A 14,963-nucleotide genomic window follows, 5' to 3' on the forward strand; every position below is an offset into this window, starting at 1 on the left:
CATTGTCGCTGCAGGGCGGGCTAAAGAAAGCGCGTCAGCGCTTTGGCTTAGGGAAGATGATGCGGCTTCTGTTCGTGCACGACAATCGCTTCGAGCACGGCGCAGACGGCCATATCTACACGTCCGGAACGTTTCCGAGCGCCCTGTGGGAACGCTACCTGCGGCATTTCGACGAGGTGTGCGTGCTGGCGCGAAACGGGCGCAATAAAGGTGCGGCCGGGGCGGAAATCCGCGCGGACCGGGCGCGCGTCTTCTTCCAATTCGCTCCAAACATCGGCTCGCTATGGGGGGCGGCGTTCAACTGGAGGACGTCGCGCGCGCGCGTCCGGGCCGCCGTGGCACAGGCGAATGCCGTTGTTGCCCGGTTGCCGAGCGAGCTCGGCTTTCTTGCCGCAGCGGAGGCGGAGCGGCAGGGCAAGCCCTTGGCGGTCGAGCTTGCCGGCTGTGCCTGGGACGCAGCGATCAACCACGGCTCGCCGATCCTCAAGCTGTATGCGCCGATCTTCTTCCACCGGACGTGCCGCGCCGCCGCCCGCGCACCGCTGGTCGTCTACGTCACCTCCGAATTCCTGCAGAACCGATACCCGTCTTCACATCATCAGATCAGTTGTTCCGACGTTGAGATTGTGCCCTTGTCTGCGGAAGACCGCGGTCGCCGTGGCCGGCGTCTGGAAAGGCTGGCGCGAGGCGGATTGCCGCAGCTTGGCACGATCGCCAGCCTGTCCCCGTTCTACAAGGGCCTCCACCTCGCGATCGAAGCGATTGCCCAGCTGCGGGCCGAGGGCCTGCACTATCCATACGCCATCCTCGGGCCCGGCAATCCGGAGCCGTGGCGCGCGCTCGCCCGCTCGGCAGGGGTCGAGGATCTGGTTCGCTTCGACGGGACTCGCGAGCCGGGTGCGCCGGTCAGGGGTTGGCTCGACGACATCGATCTTCACCTCCAGCCGAGCCTCGCCGAAGGACTGCCGCGTGCAACGATCGAAGCCATGAGCCGCGGGGTCGCTTGCATCGGCTCCGACGTCGGCGGGATTCCCGAGCTGCTGCCAAGGGCGCAATTGCACCCCAGCGGCGACTCCCGCAGTCTCGCGGAGACGATCCGGCGGCTTGCGACTGCTCCCGATCTCGTGGCGAGCGCAGCCTGGTCGGGCGTCGAACAGGCACGGCTTTTCTGGCCCGAAATGCTGGAGCGGTGCCACGACGAGGCTTATGGGCGTCTGCGCGCAATGGCGGAAGCGCGCTCCGGCGGGTGCGGCAGGTAAAGTGCGGCAAGCTCCGCGATGCAGCGATCTAGCCCGAACCGTCCGCGTTCAAGTTCGTCAAGCCACGCTTCTGGCGCCGCCTCGGGAGGCGGCATACCCACCAGCCGCGCCATCGCCGCGCCCCAGATCGGCGCGGGCGCTCCGGGATCGAGCGTCTCACTCGCGCCCGGCACGACGAGCGCTTCCGCCGGTGTCGTGTCCGAGACGAGCAGCCGCGTTCCTGCCGCCTGCGCCTCGATGCAGACGATCCCCAGACCCTCGCTGAAGGATGGGAGAACGAACAGGTCGAACATCGCCATGAAGGCGGGAACGTCGTCGCTGGTGCCGGCGAAAAGCACGGAACTTCTTATTCCGAGCGTGTCGGCCAAGCTTTCGAGCGCCTCCTGAAGCGGCCCGGCACCGACCAGCACAAGATGCGCGTCCGGGCATTGCCCGCGGCAGATCGCGAACGCCCGAAGCAGCAAATCGTGATTTTTGACCGGGGAAAAGCGAGCAACGTTGCCGACAATGCGGGCATTTGGCGGCAGCGCCAACCGCCGGCGCAGCGCCGTACCGCGCTCTGCCGCGCCCCGAAACCGGCCGAAATCGAACCCATAGAAAAGGAGCGAGGCGCGGTCGCGGGAGCGCCAATGCGCGCCGGCGATCTCCGCCAGTGCGTCTTCGCTGATCCCGACCAGCCGCGTGGCGACGGCTTTGGCCAGAGGAATCGCCGCCAGACGCAGGAGCCGCCGGCTCAGAGGATAATCCTCTCCGCGACTTCGGGCGGAGTGGGAGTGCGCGATTCGGATCGGCACACCGGCGCGTTTCGCCGTCGTCAGCAGCAAGGCGGTAAACGGAGGATCGTCATGGGCGTGGACGGCAAGGAAAGGGCCGTCTTCGCGCAGGAAGCGGCTGAACTTGCCGAACCAGGCGACACGCCCGTTACGGAGCGGGATCTTGTGGATCGGAATACCAAGCCGCCGGGCTTCGCCCTCATAGGCGCCGGTCCGCGTTTCGGTGAGCAGAAGTTCATGGCGGACGTCGAAGCGATGCTGATGACGAACGATGTGCATCAGCCAGGTCTCGATGCCACCCCAGTGGAGGGAGCCGAGGACATGAAGGACCCGGGGGCGTCCGTCCATCAGTGAAGGGCCGTTTTCGAATCGAGTGCCTTGCGGGTCGTGCGCGCCATCCGCCAGTAGAAGCCTGGGTTGAGCAACTGGAGCAGCCGTGCCGGCTGGCGCCTTGCCCTGATCAGCCGGCGCCGCACCTCGGTAACGGCAAGGCCGACATGGTGCAGGATTGGGTAGGCCGCACCCAGAGCGTAGAAGCGAAGAATGCGCTTCTGCCGGGCTGGGGATATGTCGATCTCGGTCAGTGCCGTTCCGAACAGGGCGCGGAACAGCGTTTCGACATGGATCAGGCTGCTCCGCTCACCGGCACGCTCCAGCAGCTGAGCGACGGCGGACCACGAGACCGGCGCATCCGAGGCCTTGAGCGCGGCGAGATCGAGCAGCGCCTTGATCGGCACCAGCGCCATGTGCCGGCTGCGATCCCATGCGACGGCGTGGAGGATCGTGAGTGCCGCATGGTGCGACCAATCGGGCAGAAGCACATGGCCCCCTCTGAACTCGGCGAGGTGCGCAGCCTCGAACAGCATCTCCGCCGGAAAGTTTTCCCGTTCGTATATGCGTGTAAGCTGGTGATGGACTTCGAGCAGCAACGCGAACTCATCGCTATATTGCTGCAGCGCGTGACCGGCTTCGGCCCCGGGAGGCTTGGCAACGATCGCGAAGCCGGCCGCTTCGGCGGCGGCGACGCAGGACGCAAGATGCTCGGGCGGCACGATGAGATCGATGTCCGCCATCAGCCGAAAGCCCGGATCGGGATAGATTCCGCCCACGCGCGCGGCCGAGCCTTTCAGCAACAAGGGTGTCACCCCGGCGCGGTTCATCGCGTGAACCAGCCGCTCCAATCCCTGCATCTGACGCTCTGCCTTGGTGCGCCCATAGAGCAAGGCGAGATTGGAATAGGCTCTTACCTCTTCGCTCGGCCGGCTGCGCTCCAGGATCCAGGCCAATGACGTGCTGGTGCCGTAGCGCTGGGTCAGCACCCTGAGCGGCGCGACATCTGCGGAGCAAAGCGGCTCCGTGCGGACGCTCGCCCGGCTCTCCAGCCAAGGTTGGAAGAGCGCGCCGTATGCGAGGAACGCCTGCCAGGTGTCGCCGCCCGGGACATCCACGTGCTTCAAGGTACGCTCCTCCAGGTCATGGCAACAGATGGATGAAGCCGCCGTTGCAGTGAAGGCGCCATCCGGTCGAGGTCCGATCGACCTTGCCCGGGACAAGCGGCTCGGCGGAACGTACATAGTCGCCGACCGACGCGTAGGTTACCGATCTGCCATCCTCGTCGGTCAGCGGCTGCTTGAAGCGGGAGCAGAAGCCGCGAAGGAAGTGCCAGCTCTGCTCCACGGGCCAATTCTCGACCGGGGCGCGAAACGAGGCGGCATCGAAGCGGGTACCACGGGTTGCTGCGGCCTCATCCTGGGCTCGCTCCTCGGCGCCCGCCTCGACGAAGGCAATTGCCCGCAACAGGGTCGGACCGGCTCGGAGCGCGAGCTCGCGTTCGAGCAGCTCGACCGGGAAGCCGCGCGGTATGGACAGAGCATCCTGCACGATGATCGGGCCTGCATCGAAGCGGGGAGTGGCGCGATGGACGGTCAGCCCTGTCTCCAGATCACCGTCATGATAAATCCGGAAGAGGGTCTGCGGCCCCCGCTGGCGGGGCAGCAGCGAGGGGTGCAGGTTGATCGCGCCGAACCGCGCGATTGCTGCGGTCTCTTCCTCAAGACAATGCTTGAACGTGGCGATGCACAGGATGTCGGGCCGGAACGCGGCGATGAAGTCGTTCGTTGCTCCGGGCTCATACCAGGCCGTTGGTATCGCGCTGCCGCGTGCAAAGCGTTGCGGTCCGGGCCATTGACGCAGGAGGTCGCGCTTGATCTTCGATCGCAGCGGTATCTGCGTCATCACCAGCAGGATCTGGTGCCCGGCGGCCGAAAGAGCTTCCAGGCAGGAAAGGGTGATCGGGGATTCGGTGCCGAACACTATGATGCGCATTGCGGTGCCAACCCCGTTTCAACCGCTCCGGCCCTTCGATGTCATCCATCTGCACAGCCGTTGCCGAGCAGGCAAGGGGTGACTAAGCAGCGGTGCGATGGCGACTTCATCCTTGCCGGCCGCGACCGCGACGCACCTTTACCGCGCATACGGGATGACCATCGCGGTCGAGCGCCCGGTGCCGAGACTCACGCGATTGCCAAGCCGCGGCGGTGACGAGCCGATCGTGATCGAGTTCGGCACGGTTCCGCAGGCGCTGCCCAACGCCGAAACGTACGACGACTATTTCCAGGCGACCACTTCAGAATACCTGTTTCGCCAGCCCGAGAAATGGGGCGTGCTGGTGCGCGACGGGCGGTGGGCGCGATTCGAAGCGATGACGGAGCTCAGCGACGAGCTGTTCTGGTACCTGGCGGTGACCAATGCGGTGGGCGTTGCCGGCTATCAGCGCGGCCTGTTCCCCGTCCACGGCTCGGGCGTGATGTTCCCGTCCGGGATGGTCGCCTTCGTCGGTCCGTCCGGTGCCGGCAAGACAAGCTTGACCGCCGGCATGGTGCTGCGCGGCCATCCGCTCTTTGCCGACGATCTCTGCCTGATACGACCGGAGGGCGGCACCTATGTCACCGGCAAGGGTGCGCCCGAGCTGCGCTTGCTGCGCGACGCCGCCGATGCGCTCGGCTGGGATCGCGAGCGGTCGATCGGTCACCAGCCGACGCGAGACAAATTCGCGTTCGTGCAGGATGACAGCGGGATCGACGAAGCGCCTGTCCGCGCGGTCGTCGAGCTGGCGTTCGAGGACGGGCCGCCGCGCTTGGAGCGGCTGGGCGGCGTCGCTCCGTTCGCCGTGCTGGTCGCGGCGATCCGCCTTCGCATGGGTCTTCATCTGTTTCCGCGCGCGCTACGGCCGGCCGCCTTCGATCTCGTGTCGCGGATGGCACGCGAGATCCCGGTCTACCGTTTCACCCGTCCGCGTGATTATGGAGCCTTCGCGGCTGGTGCGGATCTTCTTTCCGCCGAATTTGGACATTGAACATGCACGCCACCTTCGTCCGCGCACCCGACGTTCCCACCGCCGAATTCGGGGACGAACTTGCCGTGATGGACCTGAAAAGCGGTGCGTACATCGCTTTCAATCGAACGGCTGCCGATATCTGGAAGCTGCTTGAGTCCCCGCGGAGCCTCGAGCAACTCTGCGAGACTCTGGAGCGACAGTATCGGATCGACCCGGAGCGATGCCGCGAAGATGTCGAGGGACTGCTCCGCGAGCTTGAGCAGATGGGCGTGATCCACCGCCGTGACGGGTGAAAGGGAGCGTTCACGAGGCGATCGTCTGCTCGCCATCGAGGCGACCTTCTTCCTCCTGCTCAGCCGCTATGGACTACGCCTCTTCGGCTTTCGTCGGCTGATCTTTACCCTGGGGGCGCCAGGCCCGTGCGCCCCCGATCCACGCGTCGTCGCTCGGATCGCGGCGGCGGTGGATCGCGGCGGTGCGCGCCTCGGCCTCACCTGCCTTCGAAGAGCCCTCGCCGCGGCATGGATGCTGCGCCTCCGAGGCTTGAAGCCGACGCTCCATTACGGCGTTTCCCGGACAAGCGGAGCCGTGCAGGCGCATGCCTGGCTCGAGGTCCAGGGCCTTCCCGTCGTCGGGCACGATCAAGCGAGCAATTTCGCATTGCTCGCGAGCTTTCCAGGCAGTTCAGGTCCACCACTTCTCCGCAATCCGGCTGATCGTGGCTGAAAAGAGGCCGCCCGCATTGCCGGAACTTGACCGGTCCGAAGACGTCATGTCAGATGCAGCGGGTCAAATGGAGTGCATCTCATGGTAGAATCCAGCGTCGGTCCCGATCATGTCGAATCGACTTTCGAAGCCGAAGCAGCGCCGAGCACGGCGCGTGAATGGGTGAAGCCACAGGTGACCAGGCTGGAGCTCGAAACGGCGCAAGCAACCGCTTGAGGCTGACGTTTCCCATCGGAAATTCTCGGGACAGGAGCAATTCGAAATGAGCGATACGACCAAGCTTTCGGAAGTGACGTCCGAGGAGACGATCGAGCAATCGCAGGGCACCGCCCGTGAGTGGATCACGCCGGAGGTAACCAAGCTGGACCTCGAGACAGCGCAGGTCACAGCGCCTTAAGGATCGGTCTCCGATCCACGATGTGGCGGAGCCTCGGCTCCGCCGTCTCGCATGGCTCCTTTCCGCCCGATCGGTCGTCAGCGACCGGCCGTCACCTGCCCCGGGCGGAGCGTGAGCGAAGCTCGCGGGGACCTGCCCCATAGGTGCGCCGGATCAACCCTCGCAGCGTGGAGGGTTCGGCATAGCCGACCTGGCGCGCAACCTCCTCCACCGGCAGGCGGGTGGTCTCGATCAGTTCGACCGCCCTTTCGAGCCGGACGCGCTGAAGAAACCTGACGGGTGAGAGACCCGTGCTGCGCTGGACCCGGCGGGCAAAGGTTCGCGGAGAAACGCCGACGGCCGCGGCAATCTCGTTGACGCTGGTGCCGCCCTCGAGTGCGGCCCGCGCCCAGGCGGCCGCACGCGCGACCTTCTCGTCGCCGGCGGCAAGAAGGCCGATGGCCATGTAGGGCGCCTGCGATCGGCGCTCGTCCAGGACCATGATGCGCGCGCATCGATCGGCGATTGCGCTGCCTGCATGACGCGCCACGATCAGCACCATCAGGTCCATCTGTGCCATCGCCGCGCCTGCGGTGGTGAAGCGACGGTCGGCCAGCACCAGTTCGCGCGTGTCGAGGCGTACCCGCGGAAACAGCTCGCGGCAGAGCGGCGCCAGCCACCAGGCGGTGGTGGCACGGCGTTCGTCGAGCAACCCGGTGCTCGCCAGCAGCAGGGTGCCCGTACAGGAACTGGCGATATCCGCCCCCGCATCCGCGCCCCGAATGATTTCGCGCCGCGCATCCTCCACGTCGGGGTCCTGCAGACGCTTCGCAAGTGAGGGCGCCTTCGAAAGGCCTTGTGCCGGCACCAGAACCAATTCTGGCGGCAGTGAGGAATCGGCCGCCTGCTCGACGAACGGCGCGAAGTCGGCAGCGCCGGAACCGAACAATCGAAGCTCGAAGGGGGCAGGACGGCCAGCCTGCGTGCACAGCCGATTGGCGTAGGTGAGGACATCGAGCGTGATCGTCACGCTGGACGGCATCGCCCCGGCAAGCGTGATTATCGTCGTGCGCATCGGCGGCTCAATAGAAATCGCCATTCTTGTGACGGTACGTCCACCCCTGTTCCCCTCTGAATGCTTCGAGATCATCGTCGGGATAGACGGCGGAATCGCCGGGCAGGCGGTCGCCCGCTTCCAGATAGCAGGCGTCCGCCTGTGAGCGGTTGAGCAGATGGTGGGCGGTGCCGCCCGCCGGAAAGCCGACGCACATGCCGGCATGCAGCGTCTGCTCGCCGTGATCGTGAACCAGCACCAGTTCCCCGGCAAGAACATAGACGAACTCGTCCTGAACGCTGTGGCGGTGACGTACCGAGGATGCGCTACCCGGTGCGAGCGTGACGAGGTTGATCCCGAAATTGGTGAGGCCGAAAGCGTCGCCGAGCCTGCGCTTGACCCGGCCTGCGACCCTGCTCGCGAAGGGCTGAGGATAGGTGGATCCGCCTGTTGCCGGCACGTCCACGGCACGAACGCCGGGTCCGGGTTGGGAACCGCTAGCGATCGGGACGGGCAGGGACGTCGTCATCCCGCAGATCCTATCGCTGCGACCGGCAGCGGCAAGTGGCAGATCGGACACCAACCGTGGATATTTCGCCAGCGGCGAGCCGCACAATGCTTGGCGAGCAATCCCCGATCTTTGGCGAACCGGCCACTGGCGGAATTGCCGCAGTGCCGGGCATCGTTCAGGTCCCACCAGAGGAGCGTGAGCACATGTCGCAGCGGCAACCGGTCAAAATCGATCTGCACGAGAAGATCGAAACCTTCAGCGAGACCTGGGCACCGAAGATCGTTGCCCGCTACAATGACAACGAGGTACGACTGGTCCGGTCCGTGGGCGAGTGGGTCTGGCACAAGCATGACGAGACGGACGAATTGTTCCTGATCCTGGACGGAGAATTCGACATGGACTTTCGCGACCATACGGTCACCGTCCGGCCCGGCGAATTGCTGATCGTGCCGCGAGGCACCGAACATCGCCCTGCCGCCCGCCGCGGCGAAGTAAAGTTGCTGCTGATCGACCCTAACGGAACACCGAATACCGGCGATGTCGCGACGGCGACGAGAGCGGTGGAGCTGTGAGACTGGGGGTGCTCGCCGCGTCCGTTCTGTCGATGCTGTCGACGATCGGGTTCTCCCAGGTGCCGGCAAGCCCGCTGAAGGCGGTCGCGCCCGAGACCGGCCGCGCCTTTGCCGAGGCGCATTCGCGCGTGGACATCGGTGGCGGCCGGCGGCTCAACCTCTACTGCACCGGCAGCGGCGACCAAACCGTCCTGTTCGACGCCGGCGGCAGCGACTGGTCCGTGGTCTGGGCGCTGGTGCAGCCTGCCATCTCCGCCCAGGCACGCGCCTGTTCCTACGATCGCGCCGGCCTTGGTCGGAGCGATCCAGCCGCAGGGCCGCGCACGCCCGTGGCCATTGCCGAGGATCTGCATGCTCTCATTGCCGCTGCCGAGCTAAAGACACCGCTCGTTCTCGTCGGCCACTCGCTCGGCGGCTTCAACGTCAAGCTCTACGCCGCCCTTTATCCCGAGGACGTCGCAGGGCTGGTGCTGGTCGATCCTGCGGAGGAGCGGTCGGGCGAGCGCAGCCGCAGCTTGCTGCGGTCACGCTACGGCGACGCGTTCGCGGCCCGGTCAGAGCTGCTGGACCTGACCGCGCTCGGCGGTATCGTCGAACGTTACCGCGGCTGCGCGGAACGCGCCCGGGAACAGGAACTCGATCCGACCACCATCGCCTATCGGCGCTGCGCCGATCCGGAGCGCCCCGCGCTCGGCCCCGACATCGCCGTCGCGCGCCGGCGGATCCAGGTCACGCCTGCCTATCAGGCAGCGCAGGCGTCCGAGATCGCCAACAGCGTGTACGGCAATGCCGCCGCCGATCCCGTCTATGCGGGCCTGTTCCGCGCCGGCCGACTGGGAAAGACACCGGTGATCGTGCTGACCCACGGTCGCTACGATGCCGCCGATCCGCTGGACGCGGCCGGCCAGGCCTCAGGACTTGCGTTGCACGCCGAGACCGCATCGCTGTCGAAGCTCGGGCGGCACCGCGTCGTTCCGGATACCGGCCATTACATCCAGCTTGACGCACCGGACGCCGTCATCGCTGCGATTCGGGAGGTGCTCGCGCGCTGAAGCGGTCAGAAGCTGTCGAGCAGATCCCGGGCGAACAGCGACAGCGTATCGTCGCGCGCGCCCATGACGATGACCCGATCGCCCGGCCTGGCGAGGGCGCGGAGGCGGACGCCGCAGTCGGCGCGATCCGGGACATGTTCCGCCTGCCGACTCGACGCGCGCACCGCCGCGACGATGTCGGCGCTGGTCACCGCGCGCTCCACCGTGCCGCCGAAATAGATCGGATCCGGCATGACCAGCACGTCGTCTTCGGCCAGATTGTCGGCAAAACAGGCGACGAGCGCATCCTTCATCACTCTCAACGGGCCGTAGCCGTGTGGCTGGAACATCACCAGCACGCGGCCCGGAAAGGCATGCAGCGTCTTCAATGTGGCGGCGATCTTGTCGGGATTGTGCCCGAAATCGTCGATCACGCTGATCCCGTTCCGGGTCCCCACCACATCGAACCGACGCTTGAGGCCCGTGAAACCGGCGAGCGCCTCGGCGGCGCGGGCGAGGGGGATGCCGGCAGCGCGCACGGCGGCGAGCGCGGCGAGAGCATTGGCGGCATTGTGCCGGCCCGGCACCTGCAGCTGCAGCGGAACGGTCTCGTCGTCCGCGCGAACGCTGAGCGAGACGGCCAGCGGTTCCTCGCGGACATCGCTGCCGAACAGATCGGCGCTGTCGTCGGCGAGGCTGAAGGTGATCCGCTTGTGCCGATCGATCTTGTCGGCGAGGAGTCGGGTCTCCTCGTCGTCCAGGTTCAGCACCGCGGTGCCAGCCCGTTCGAGGAAGCCGAGGAACAGGCTGCGCAGCTCGTCCATGGTCTTGTGGTCGAGGCTGACATTGTTGAGCAAAGCGATCGAAGGGCGGTAGAGCGCGATCGATCCGTCGCTCTCATCGACCTCGCTGACGAAGACGTCGCCACCGCCGACGAGGGCGCTTGCGAACGGGGTGTCGGCAGTGATGAAATTCTTCATCACCGCCCCGTTCATCACCGTCGGATCGCGGCCGACCGCGTGCAGGATCCAGCCGATCATCCCGGTCACGGTCGATTTGCCGCTGGTACCGGCGACCCCGATCGACAGCGGCGCAGCGTTGAACAACATGGCGAGCAGCTGTGGCCGGGTCAGCTGCTGGGCGCCGATCCGGCGAGCGGCCTGAACGTCGGGCACGGTCTCCTCGACAGCTGCGGACGTGACCAGGATCTGGTCGGGGCGGCTGATGCCGCTACCGTCCTGCGGGAAGAGGGCGATGCCCTGTCGCTCGAGAAAGGCGAACTTGTCGCCGAGCCGGCCCTGATCGAGCGAGCGATCGGATCCCGCGACCTCGGCGCCTTGCCCGCGTACGATGCTGGCCAGCGGCAGCATGCCGCTGCCTCCGATGCCGCAGAAGAAATAGGATTTGGTGTCGGCCATCCCGCCGCCCTATTGACCTTCACCAGGCTTTTCAAACGCTGAGCGCAAGGAACGGGAATGCGGATCGGAGTGGTGGCGCCGAGCACGCCGATCAGGCAGGAGGTCGCGACGCGGGTGCTGGCGATCGCCGCCGCGGAGTTTCCCGAAGCGGAGCTGGTCTTCCACCCGCAATGCTTCCTCAGCCACGGCCACTTCGCCGGCGACGACGACGCCAGAGCGGCGGCCTTCGCCGAATTTGCCTGTGACACGGCGTTCGATGCGCTCTGGTTCGCGCGCGGCGGCTATGGATCGTGCCGGATCGCCCAGGACGTGATCGCCAGGCTCGACCGCGGTGCGCGCGACAAGACCTATCTCGGCTATAGCGACGCCGGCTTCCTGCTCGCCGGCCTCTACCGCGCCGGCTTCCCGAACCTGGTTCACGGCCCGATGACCAACGAGCTGCGCCGCGACGGCGGCGAGGCGGCGGTGCGGCGGTCGCTCGCCTGGCTGGTCCGTCGCGATCCGGCGGCGCTCGAGGACGGGCTCGGCGCCGCGCCGTCCGCCGCCTTCAACATCACCGTGCTGAGCCAGCTGCTCGGCACCGACCTGCAGCCCGATCTCACCGGCCACGTGCTGCTGCTCGAGGACGTGTCGGAATATATGTACAGCATCGACCGTTCGATGTTTCACATCACCAGCAATCCGGGCATTCGCAAGATTGCCGGCATCCGGCTCGGCCGGGTCAGCGACGTTCCGGTCAACGAGCCGGATTTCGGCGCCGGCGAGGAGGAGGTGGTGCGCTATTGGTGCGCGCGGTCGGGCATTCCCTTTCTCGGGGCGGCCGACATCGGGCACGATGCCGCCAACAAGATCGTGCCGTTCGGCGCTGCTGATCCAGATTAAACTCGCGGCAGGGGGACGCCCGGCACCGTGATAACGCGGTCTCTCTCAGAATCGCTTGCACTCGCCGCCCGTTTGGGGCTTATCGATCCCCGCACCACAGGGAGGGTATTATGGCTAAAGGGACTTCTGGCGGCGAAGCGAAGGGCGGACTTGCACGTCCGGTGCAGCCTTCCGAGGATCTGGCCCACATCACGGGCTCCGATCCGCTGCCGCGCAGCCAGGTTGTGAGCAAGATGTGGGACTACATCCGCTCCAACAATCTGCAGAACCCCGAGAACAAGCGCGAGATCCTGGCGGACGACAAGCTCCGCAAGATCTTCGGCAAGGACAAGGTGTCGATGTTCGAGATGAACAAGCACCTCTCCAACCACCTCAAGTAAGCGCGCGCCGGCACGACCGGCATCGCTGAAGACGGTCTCGGCCGCTTCGATCCTCGACGGGTCGGAGCGGCCGTTCTCGTTTCGGGAGCTGCTCCAGGCGCCGCTTCGCCGCCGTCAGGCTTGGAAAGTACGTCTCAGCGGCAGCCGCGCCAGCCCATCTTGCCCCGCGCCGCCTGATCGAGGTGGAGGTGATCGCGGTGCGCCGCATTGTAATCGGGCGAGAGCACGGTCGCGAACAGATCGCAGGCGCCGTCGCGCACCGCGCGCAGGAAGCGGCCCTTGGCGCCCTTGTCCTGCCAGTCGCGCAGCACGGTGACGCGGCGGCCATCGTCCAGCCGGAAGCCGGCAACGTCGATCGCGTTGGCGGTCGAATGCTCGCTCCAGGCACCCTCCGTGCGGCCGTAGATACGCCGGCAATTGTAGCTGCCGAAATGATCGATGGTGGCGACCTGGGTGCCGAGATGCTCGAGCGCGGCCCGCTGGACGACATGCCATTCCCACAGGGCGAGCGCGGCGGCGACCGGGCAGGATGTGGCGAGCCCCGCCGGCCGCAAGGCGATCCGGGTGGCGCCGCCGCGGTCGAGGCGGACGCCGTCGCGATAGCCGCATCGGCCGGCACCCTCGCGCGGGGCGAGGGCGGTGTAGCGCACCCCCGAGCGGCCGAGCAGCGCCCGGCAGAGCGCGGGCTGATCGCGCAAGCCAACCAGCTTGCGGCCGGTGAAGGCCCCCACCGGCTGGGCGAGATCGAGCGGCGTCCAGGGCATGTCTTCGGGATGATTGCGCCCGTACCCATAGAGCAGCAGGGCGCCGAAACCGACGATAGCGACGAGGAGGGCGATCTTCAGCCAGCGCAGCATCGGGCTCCTACGCCGCGCCCGGCCTTTGTTTCCGCGCCGCCTGCGGGTCAATGGCGCCGCGCCGTCTCGAGCGGCTCGGCGGTGACGGGATAACCGGCATCGTCGGGAATGCAGAGCAAGCGGGCACCGCCGCGCTCCTCGATCCATGGCGTGATCTTGCGAACCGGGTGGCGTGCGGCGTCGGCCCGCGCCTCGGCGAAGGAGCCGAAGCGGGCGAGGCGCTCGAGATTGCGGCGCGTCGGAAAGATGGCGTGCGCCCGTCCGGCGGCGACCTCGGCCAGAATGTCGGCGGCGCTCGCCCAGAAGGTGCGCACGGTCTCTCCCTGATCGGCGTGCGCGGCGGCGCCGGGCGGCGCTTCGACGAGATAGAAGAGCGTGTCGAAGCGGCGCGCCTCCTTGAAATTGGGGCACCAGCGCGCGAACGGAACCAACGCGTCCAGATCGGCGGCGAGGCCGAGGCGGGCGAGCAGCCGGTGGATCGGCTCGCCCGCATCGACGCCTGCGCGCAGCGCGGTCAGCATCGCCGCATCGGGTGCCGGCGACAGCGCCGGCGCGATTCCGGTTTCCTCGATCGTCTCGCGGATCGCCGCGACTCGCGCCGCACCGTCGGCGAGCGCCGGCGCGAGGATGGCGGCGGCAGCGTGATCGGCCGGATCGATGCGGCCGCCCGGGAAGACGAGCGCACCGGCAGCGAAGGCCATCGTGCGCGCGCGCTCCGCGATCAGCAATTCCGGCGCGCCTGCCGTCTCGCGCATCACGATCAGGGTTGCGGCGGGGATCGGATCGGACAGCGGCTCCATTGCCCCGCCTTAGAAGCGCACAGGGATCGGGGGAAGCCTGCGGCGGTGCGGCGGCCCCTGCGGCAGGTGGTCAGGGCTGGCCGATCGTCTCGTTCAGGAAGGCGAGGACATGGGTGCGATAATCGGCGCTCTCGATCCGGGAGATGGCGTCGTGGCCGTAGCCGGGGGCGATCCACAGGCCCTTGGGTCCGCGCGCCGCGGCGTGGAGCGCCCGTGTCTCGGCTGGAGGAGTATGACGGTCGGCGCCGCCGCCAATGATCAGCACCGGACCGGAGAAGCGGGGAAGGGCGGCGATCGGCGACAGCCGGCCAGGCCAGACACCGATACGCGGCCGTGCCTGCAGGCTGAGCAGAGGTTCGAGCAGGACGGCGGGCACGCTCCCCAGGATGCCCGCAATGCGGTTGCGGACGGCGCGGCGAATGTCGGGATAGACGGCCTGGAGGACGAGAGCGTCGGCCGCGACCGGCCCGTCGTCGCCCAACAACGCGGCCGCGCCGCCGAGTGAGACCCCGATCACCGCGACCTTGTCGTGGCCCAGGCGCCGCAGCCACGCGAGCCCTGCGGCCGCGTCGCGCGATTCCATCAGCCCGAAGGCCTTCGCGGCCGGCGCCGACTCGCCATGGCCCCGCAGATCGATGGCAAGCGCCGCATAGCCGCGCTGGGCGAACCAGGCGGCGTTGCCGGCAAGCGCCGCCCGCGATGCGCCGTTGCCGTGGAGCAGGAGAATGGCGGGACCGCCCCGCCGGCGCCCGGACCAGTAGCTGCCGGCCAGCCGCAACCCGTCGGTGCTCTCGAGCCGGACGGCGTTCGCCGGCGCTGCGGGCGTCGGCACTGCCGACGGCGTGGCCCGCATCATCACGCTGCCAAGCAGCCAGCTTGCGGCAAGGCCGAGCAGGAGGAGGAGCAGCAGGAGCCGCAACAGGAGGGGGATGGTCAGCGGGAACGGCATGGCACCGTGTCTATCGGGTCGGTGAGGGCGCGCATATC

General features: G+C 67.3%; 19 protein-coding genes. 10 read left to right on the forward strand and 9 right to left on the reverse strand.

Annotation, left to right across the window (positions count from 1 at the left end; genetic code table 11):
- The first annotated feature begins 56 nt into the window (after nucleotides 1-56).
- Nucleotides 57-1,259, forward strand: coding sequence for a glycosyltransferase (locus ETR14_RS19415; protein WP_129387761.1), 1,203 nt, complete (start codon nucleotides 57-59; stop codon nucleotides 1,257-1,259).
- Here ETR14_RS19415 and ETR14_RS19420 read toward each other — a convergent pair.
- Genes ETR14_RS19420 through ETR14_RS19430 form a run of 3 tightly spaced genes read right to left on the reverse strand, consistent with a single transcriptional unit; the run spans nucleotide 1,205 to nucleotide 4,357 of the window.
- A complete protein-coding gene (locus tag ETR14_RS19420; RefSeq protein ID WP_129387764.1) occupies nucleotides 1,205-2,380 on the reverse strand; it encodes a glycosyltransferase in 1,176 nt (391 codons plus the stop codon). The genes ETR14_RS19415 and ETR14_RS19420 overlap by 55 nt on opposite strands.
- Complete coding sequence (locus ETR14_RS19425) at nucleotides 2,380-3,480, reverse strand: nucleotidyltransferase family protein (protein WP_243455936.1); 1,101 nt, start codon at nucleotides 3,478-3,480, stop codon at nucleotides 2,380-2,382. Before ETR14_RS19425 ends, ETR14_RS19420 begins: the two co-directional genes overlap by 1 nt.
- 25 nt (nucleotides 3,481-3,505) lie before the next feature.
- Nucleotides 3,506-4,357: a formyltransferase family protein gene (locus ETR14_RS19430; protein WP_129387770.1), complete on the reverse strand. Its 852-nt coding sequence runs from the start codon at nucleotides 4,355-4,357 to the stop codon at nucleotides 3,506-3,508.
- A 97-nt stretch (nucleotides 4,358-4,454) separates the two neighbouring features.
- Between ETR14_RS19430 and ETR14_RS19435 the strand changes: the two genes are divergently transcribed.
- From ETR14_RS19435 to ETR14_RS29580, 5 genes are all read left to right on the forward strand, one after another.
- Nucleotides 4,455-5,387, forward strand: coding sequence for an HPr kinase/phosphorylase (locus tag ETR14_RS19435; RefSeq protein ID WP_129387773.1), 933 nt, complete (start codon nucleotides 4,455-4,457; stop codon nucleotides 5,385-5,387).
- Between the two features lie 2 nt (nucleotides 5,388-5,389).
- Nucleotides 5,390-5,662: a PqqD family protein gene (locus ETR14_RS19440; protein ID WP_129387776.1), complete on the forward strand. Its 273-nt coding sequence runs from the start codon at nucleotides 5,390-5,392 to the stop codon at nucleotides 5,660-5,662.
- Entirely contained in the window at nucleotides 5,652-6,095 is a 444-nt protein-coding gene (locus tag ETR14_RS29765) for a lasso peptide biosynthesis B2 protein (protein ID WP_129387779.1), read from the forward strand. Before ETR14_RS19440 ends, ETR14_RS29765 begins: the two co-directional genes overlap by 11 nt.
- Before the next feature lie 81 nt (nucleotides 6,096-6,176).
- Entirely contained in the window at nucleotides 6,177-6,311 is a 135-nt protein-coding gene (locus ETR14_RS29575; protein ID WP_256370184.1) for a hypothetical protein, read from the forward strand.
- A 46-nt stretch (nucleotides 6,312-6,357) separates the two neighbouring features.
- Nucleotides 6,358-6,492, forward strand: a complete 135-nt coding sequence (locus ETR14_RS29580) for a hypothetical protein (RefSeq protein ID WP_256370185.1) — start codon at nucleotides 6,358-6,360, stop codon at nucleotides 6,490-6,492.
- 91 nt (nucleotides 6,493-6,583) lie between these two features.
- Here the strand turns inward: ETR14_RS29580 and ETR14_RS19450 are convergent, their stop codons facing one another.
- Nucleotides 6,584-7,546, reverse strand: a complete 963-nt coding sequence (locus ETR14_RS19450) for a GlxA family transcriptional regulator (protein WP_165356531.1) — start codon at nucleotides 7,544-7,546, stop codon at nucleotides 6,584-6,586.
- 7 nt (nucleotides 7,547-7,553) lie between these two features.
- Nucleotides 7,554-8,054: a cupin domain-containing protein gene (locus ETR14_RS19455; RefSeq protein ID WP_129387785.1), complete on the reverse strand. Its 501-nt coding sequence runs from the start codon at nucleotides 8,052-8,054 to the stop codon at nucleotides 7,554-7,556.
- 185 nt (nucleotides 8,055-8,239) lie between these two features.
- Between ETR14_RS19455 and ETR14_RS19460 the strand changes: the two genes are divergently transcribed.
- Nucleotides 8,240-8,608, forward strand: coding sequence for a cupin domain-containing protein (locus ETR14_RS19460; RefSeq protein WP_129387788.1), 369 nt, complete (start codon nucleotides 8,240-8,242; stop codon nucleotides 8,606-8,608).
- On the forward strand, nucleotides 8,605-9,660 hold the full coding sequence (locus ETR14_RS19465) for an alpha/beta fold hydrolase (RefSeq protein WP_129387791.1): 1,056 nt from the start codon (nucleotides 8,605-8,607) through the stop codon (nucleotides 9,658-9,660). Before ETR14_RS19460 ends, ETR14_RS19465 begins: the two co-directional genes overlap by 4 nt.
- A gap of 5 nt (nucleotides 9,661-9,665) precedes the next feature.
- On the opposite strand, the gene ETR14_RS19470 is transcribed toward ETR14_RS19465, so the two are convergent.
- The gene (locus ETR14_RS19470) at nucleotides 9,666-11,057 is read right to left on the reverse strand and encodes a Mur ligase family protein (protein WP_129387794.1); all 1,392 of its coding nucleotides are present in this window, start codon (nucleotides 11,055-11,057) and stop codon (nucleotides 9,666-9,668) included.
- A gap of 57 nt (nucleotides 11,058-11,114) precedes the next feature.
- Between ETR14_RS19470 and ETR14_RS19475 the strand changes: the two genes are divergently transcribed.
- Nucleotides 11,115-11,939 carry an LD-carboxypeptidase gene (locus ETR14_RS19475; RefSeq protein WP_129387797.1) on the forward strand — a complete coding sequence of 275 codons (825 nt, stop codon included), beginning with the start codon at nucleotides 11,115-11,117 and terminating at the stop codon, nucleotides 11,937-11,939.
- A 110-nt stretch (nucleotides 11,940-12,049) separates the two neighbouring features.
- The gene (locus ETR14_RS19480) at nucleotides 12,050-12,319 is read left to right on the forward strand and encodes an SWIB/MDM2 domain-containing protein (RefSeq protein ID WP_106512667.1); all 270 of its coding nucleotides are present in this window, start codon (nucleotides 12,050-12,052) and stop codon (nucleotides 12,317-12,319) included.
- Nucleotides 12,320-12,453: 134 nt separating this feature from the next.
- On the opposite strand, the gene ETR14_RS19485 is transcribed toward ETR14_RS19480, so the two are convergent.
- The 3 genes from ETR14_RS19485 to ETR14_RS19495 all read right to left on the reverse strand — a co-directional run bounded on the left by ETR14_RS19485 (nucleotide 12,454) and on the right by ETR14_RS19495 (nucleotide 14,925).
- A complete protein-coding gene (locus ETR14_RS19485) occupies nucleotides 12,454-13,176 on the reverse strand; it encodes an extensin family protein (protein ID WP_129387800.1) in 723 nt (240 codons plus the stop codon).
- A 47-nt stretch (nucleotides 13,177-13,223) separates the two neighbouring features.
- On the reverse strand, nucleotides 13,224-13,976 hold the full coding sequence (locus ETR14_RS19490; RefSeq protein ID WP_129387802.1) for an NUDIX domain-containing protein: 753 nt from the start codon (nucleotides 13,974-13,976) through the stop codon (nucleotides 13,224-13,226).
- Between the two features lie 70 nt (nucleotides 13,977-14,046).
- Nucleotides 14,047-14,925 carry an alpha/beta hydrolase gene (locus tag ETR14_RS19495; protein WP_129387805.1) on the reverse strand — a complete coding sequence of 293 codons (879 nt, stop codon included), beginning with the start codon at nucleotides 14,923-14,925 and terminating at the stop codon, nucleotides 14,047-14,049.
- Nucleotides 14,926-14,963 lie beyond the last annotated feature (38 nt).

Origin of the sequence: Sphingosinicella sp. BN140058 (genome assembly GCF_004135585.1) — a bacterium.
GTDB lineage: Bacteria > Pseudomonadota > Alphaproteobacteria > Sphingomonadales > Sphingomonadaceae > Allosphingosinicella.

Bases quoted from the DNA above. Each gene is read 5' to 3' on its own strand.
- ETR14_RS19415 (WP_129387761.1), top strand. From the start codon at position 57: ATGATGCGGCTTCTGTTCGTGCACGACAATCGCTTCGAGCACGGCGCA.
- ETR14_RS19420 (WP_129387764.1), bottom strand. From the start codon at position 2,380: ATGGACGGACGCCCCCGGGTCCTTCATGTCCTCGGCTCCCTCCACTGG.
- ETR14_RS19430 (WP_129387770.1), bottom strand. From the start codon at position 4,357: ATGCGCATCATAGTGTTCGGCACCGAATCCCCGATCACCCTTTCCTGC.
- ETR14_RS19435 (WP_129387773.1), top strand. From the start codon at position 4,455: ATGGCGACTTCATCCTTGCCGGCCGCGACCGCGACGCACCTTTACCGC.
- ETR14_RS19440 (WP_129387776.1), top strand. From the start codon at position 5,390: ATGCACGCCACCTTCGTCCGCGCACCCGACGTTCCCACCGCCGAATTC.
- ETR14_RS29575 (WP_256370184.1), top strand. From the start codon at position 6,177: ATGGTAGAATCCAGCGTCGGTCCCGATCATGTCGAATCGACTTTCGAA.
- ETR14_RS29580 (WP_256370185.1), top strand. From the start codon at position 6,358: ATGAGCGATACGACCAAGCTTTCGGAAGTGACGTCCGAGGAGACGATC.
- ETR14_RS19450 (WP_165356531.1), bottom strand. From the start codon at position 7,546: ATGCGCACGACGATAATCACGCTTGCCGGGGCGATGCCGTCCAGCGTG.
- ETR14_RS19455 (WP_129387785.1), bottom strand. From the start codon at position 8,054: ATGACGACGTCCCTGCCCGTCCCGATCGCTAGCGGTTCCCAACCCGGA.
- ETR14_RS19460 (WP_129387788.1), top strand. From the start codon at position 8,240: ATGTCGCAGCGGCAACCGGTCAAAATCGATCTGCACGAGAAGATCGAA.
- ETR14_RS19470 (WP_129387794.1), bottom strand. From the start codon at position 11,057: ATGGCCGACACCAAATCCTATTTCTTCTGCGGCATCGGAGGCAGCGGC.
- ETR14_RS19475 (WP_129387797.1), top strand. From the start codon at position 11,115: ATGCGGATCGGAGTGGTGGCGCCGAGCACGCCGATCAGGCAGGAGGTC.
- ETR14_RS19480 (WP_106512667.1), top strand. From the start codon at position 12,050: ATGGCTAAAGGGACTTCTGGCGGCGAAGCGAAGGGCGGACTTGCACGT.
- ETR14_RS19485 (WP_129387800.1), bottom strand. From the start codon at position 13,176: ATGCTGCGCTGGCTGAAGATCGCCCTCCTCGTCGCTATCGTCGGTTTC.
- ETR14_RS19490 (WP_129387802.1), bottom strand. From the start codon at position 13,976: ATGGAGCCGCTGTCCGATCCGATCCCCGCCGCAACCCTGATCGTGATG.
- ETR14_RS19495 (WP_129387805.1), bottom strand. From the start codon at position 14,925: ATGCCGTTCCCGCTGACCATCCCCCTCCTGTTGCGGCTCCTGCTGCTC.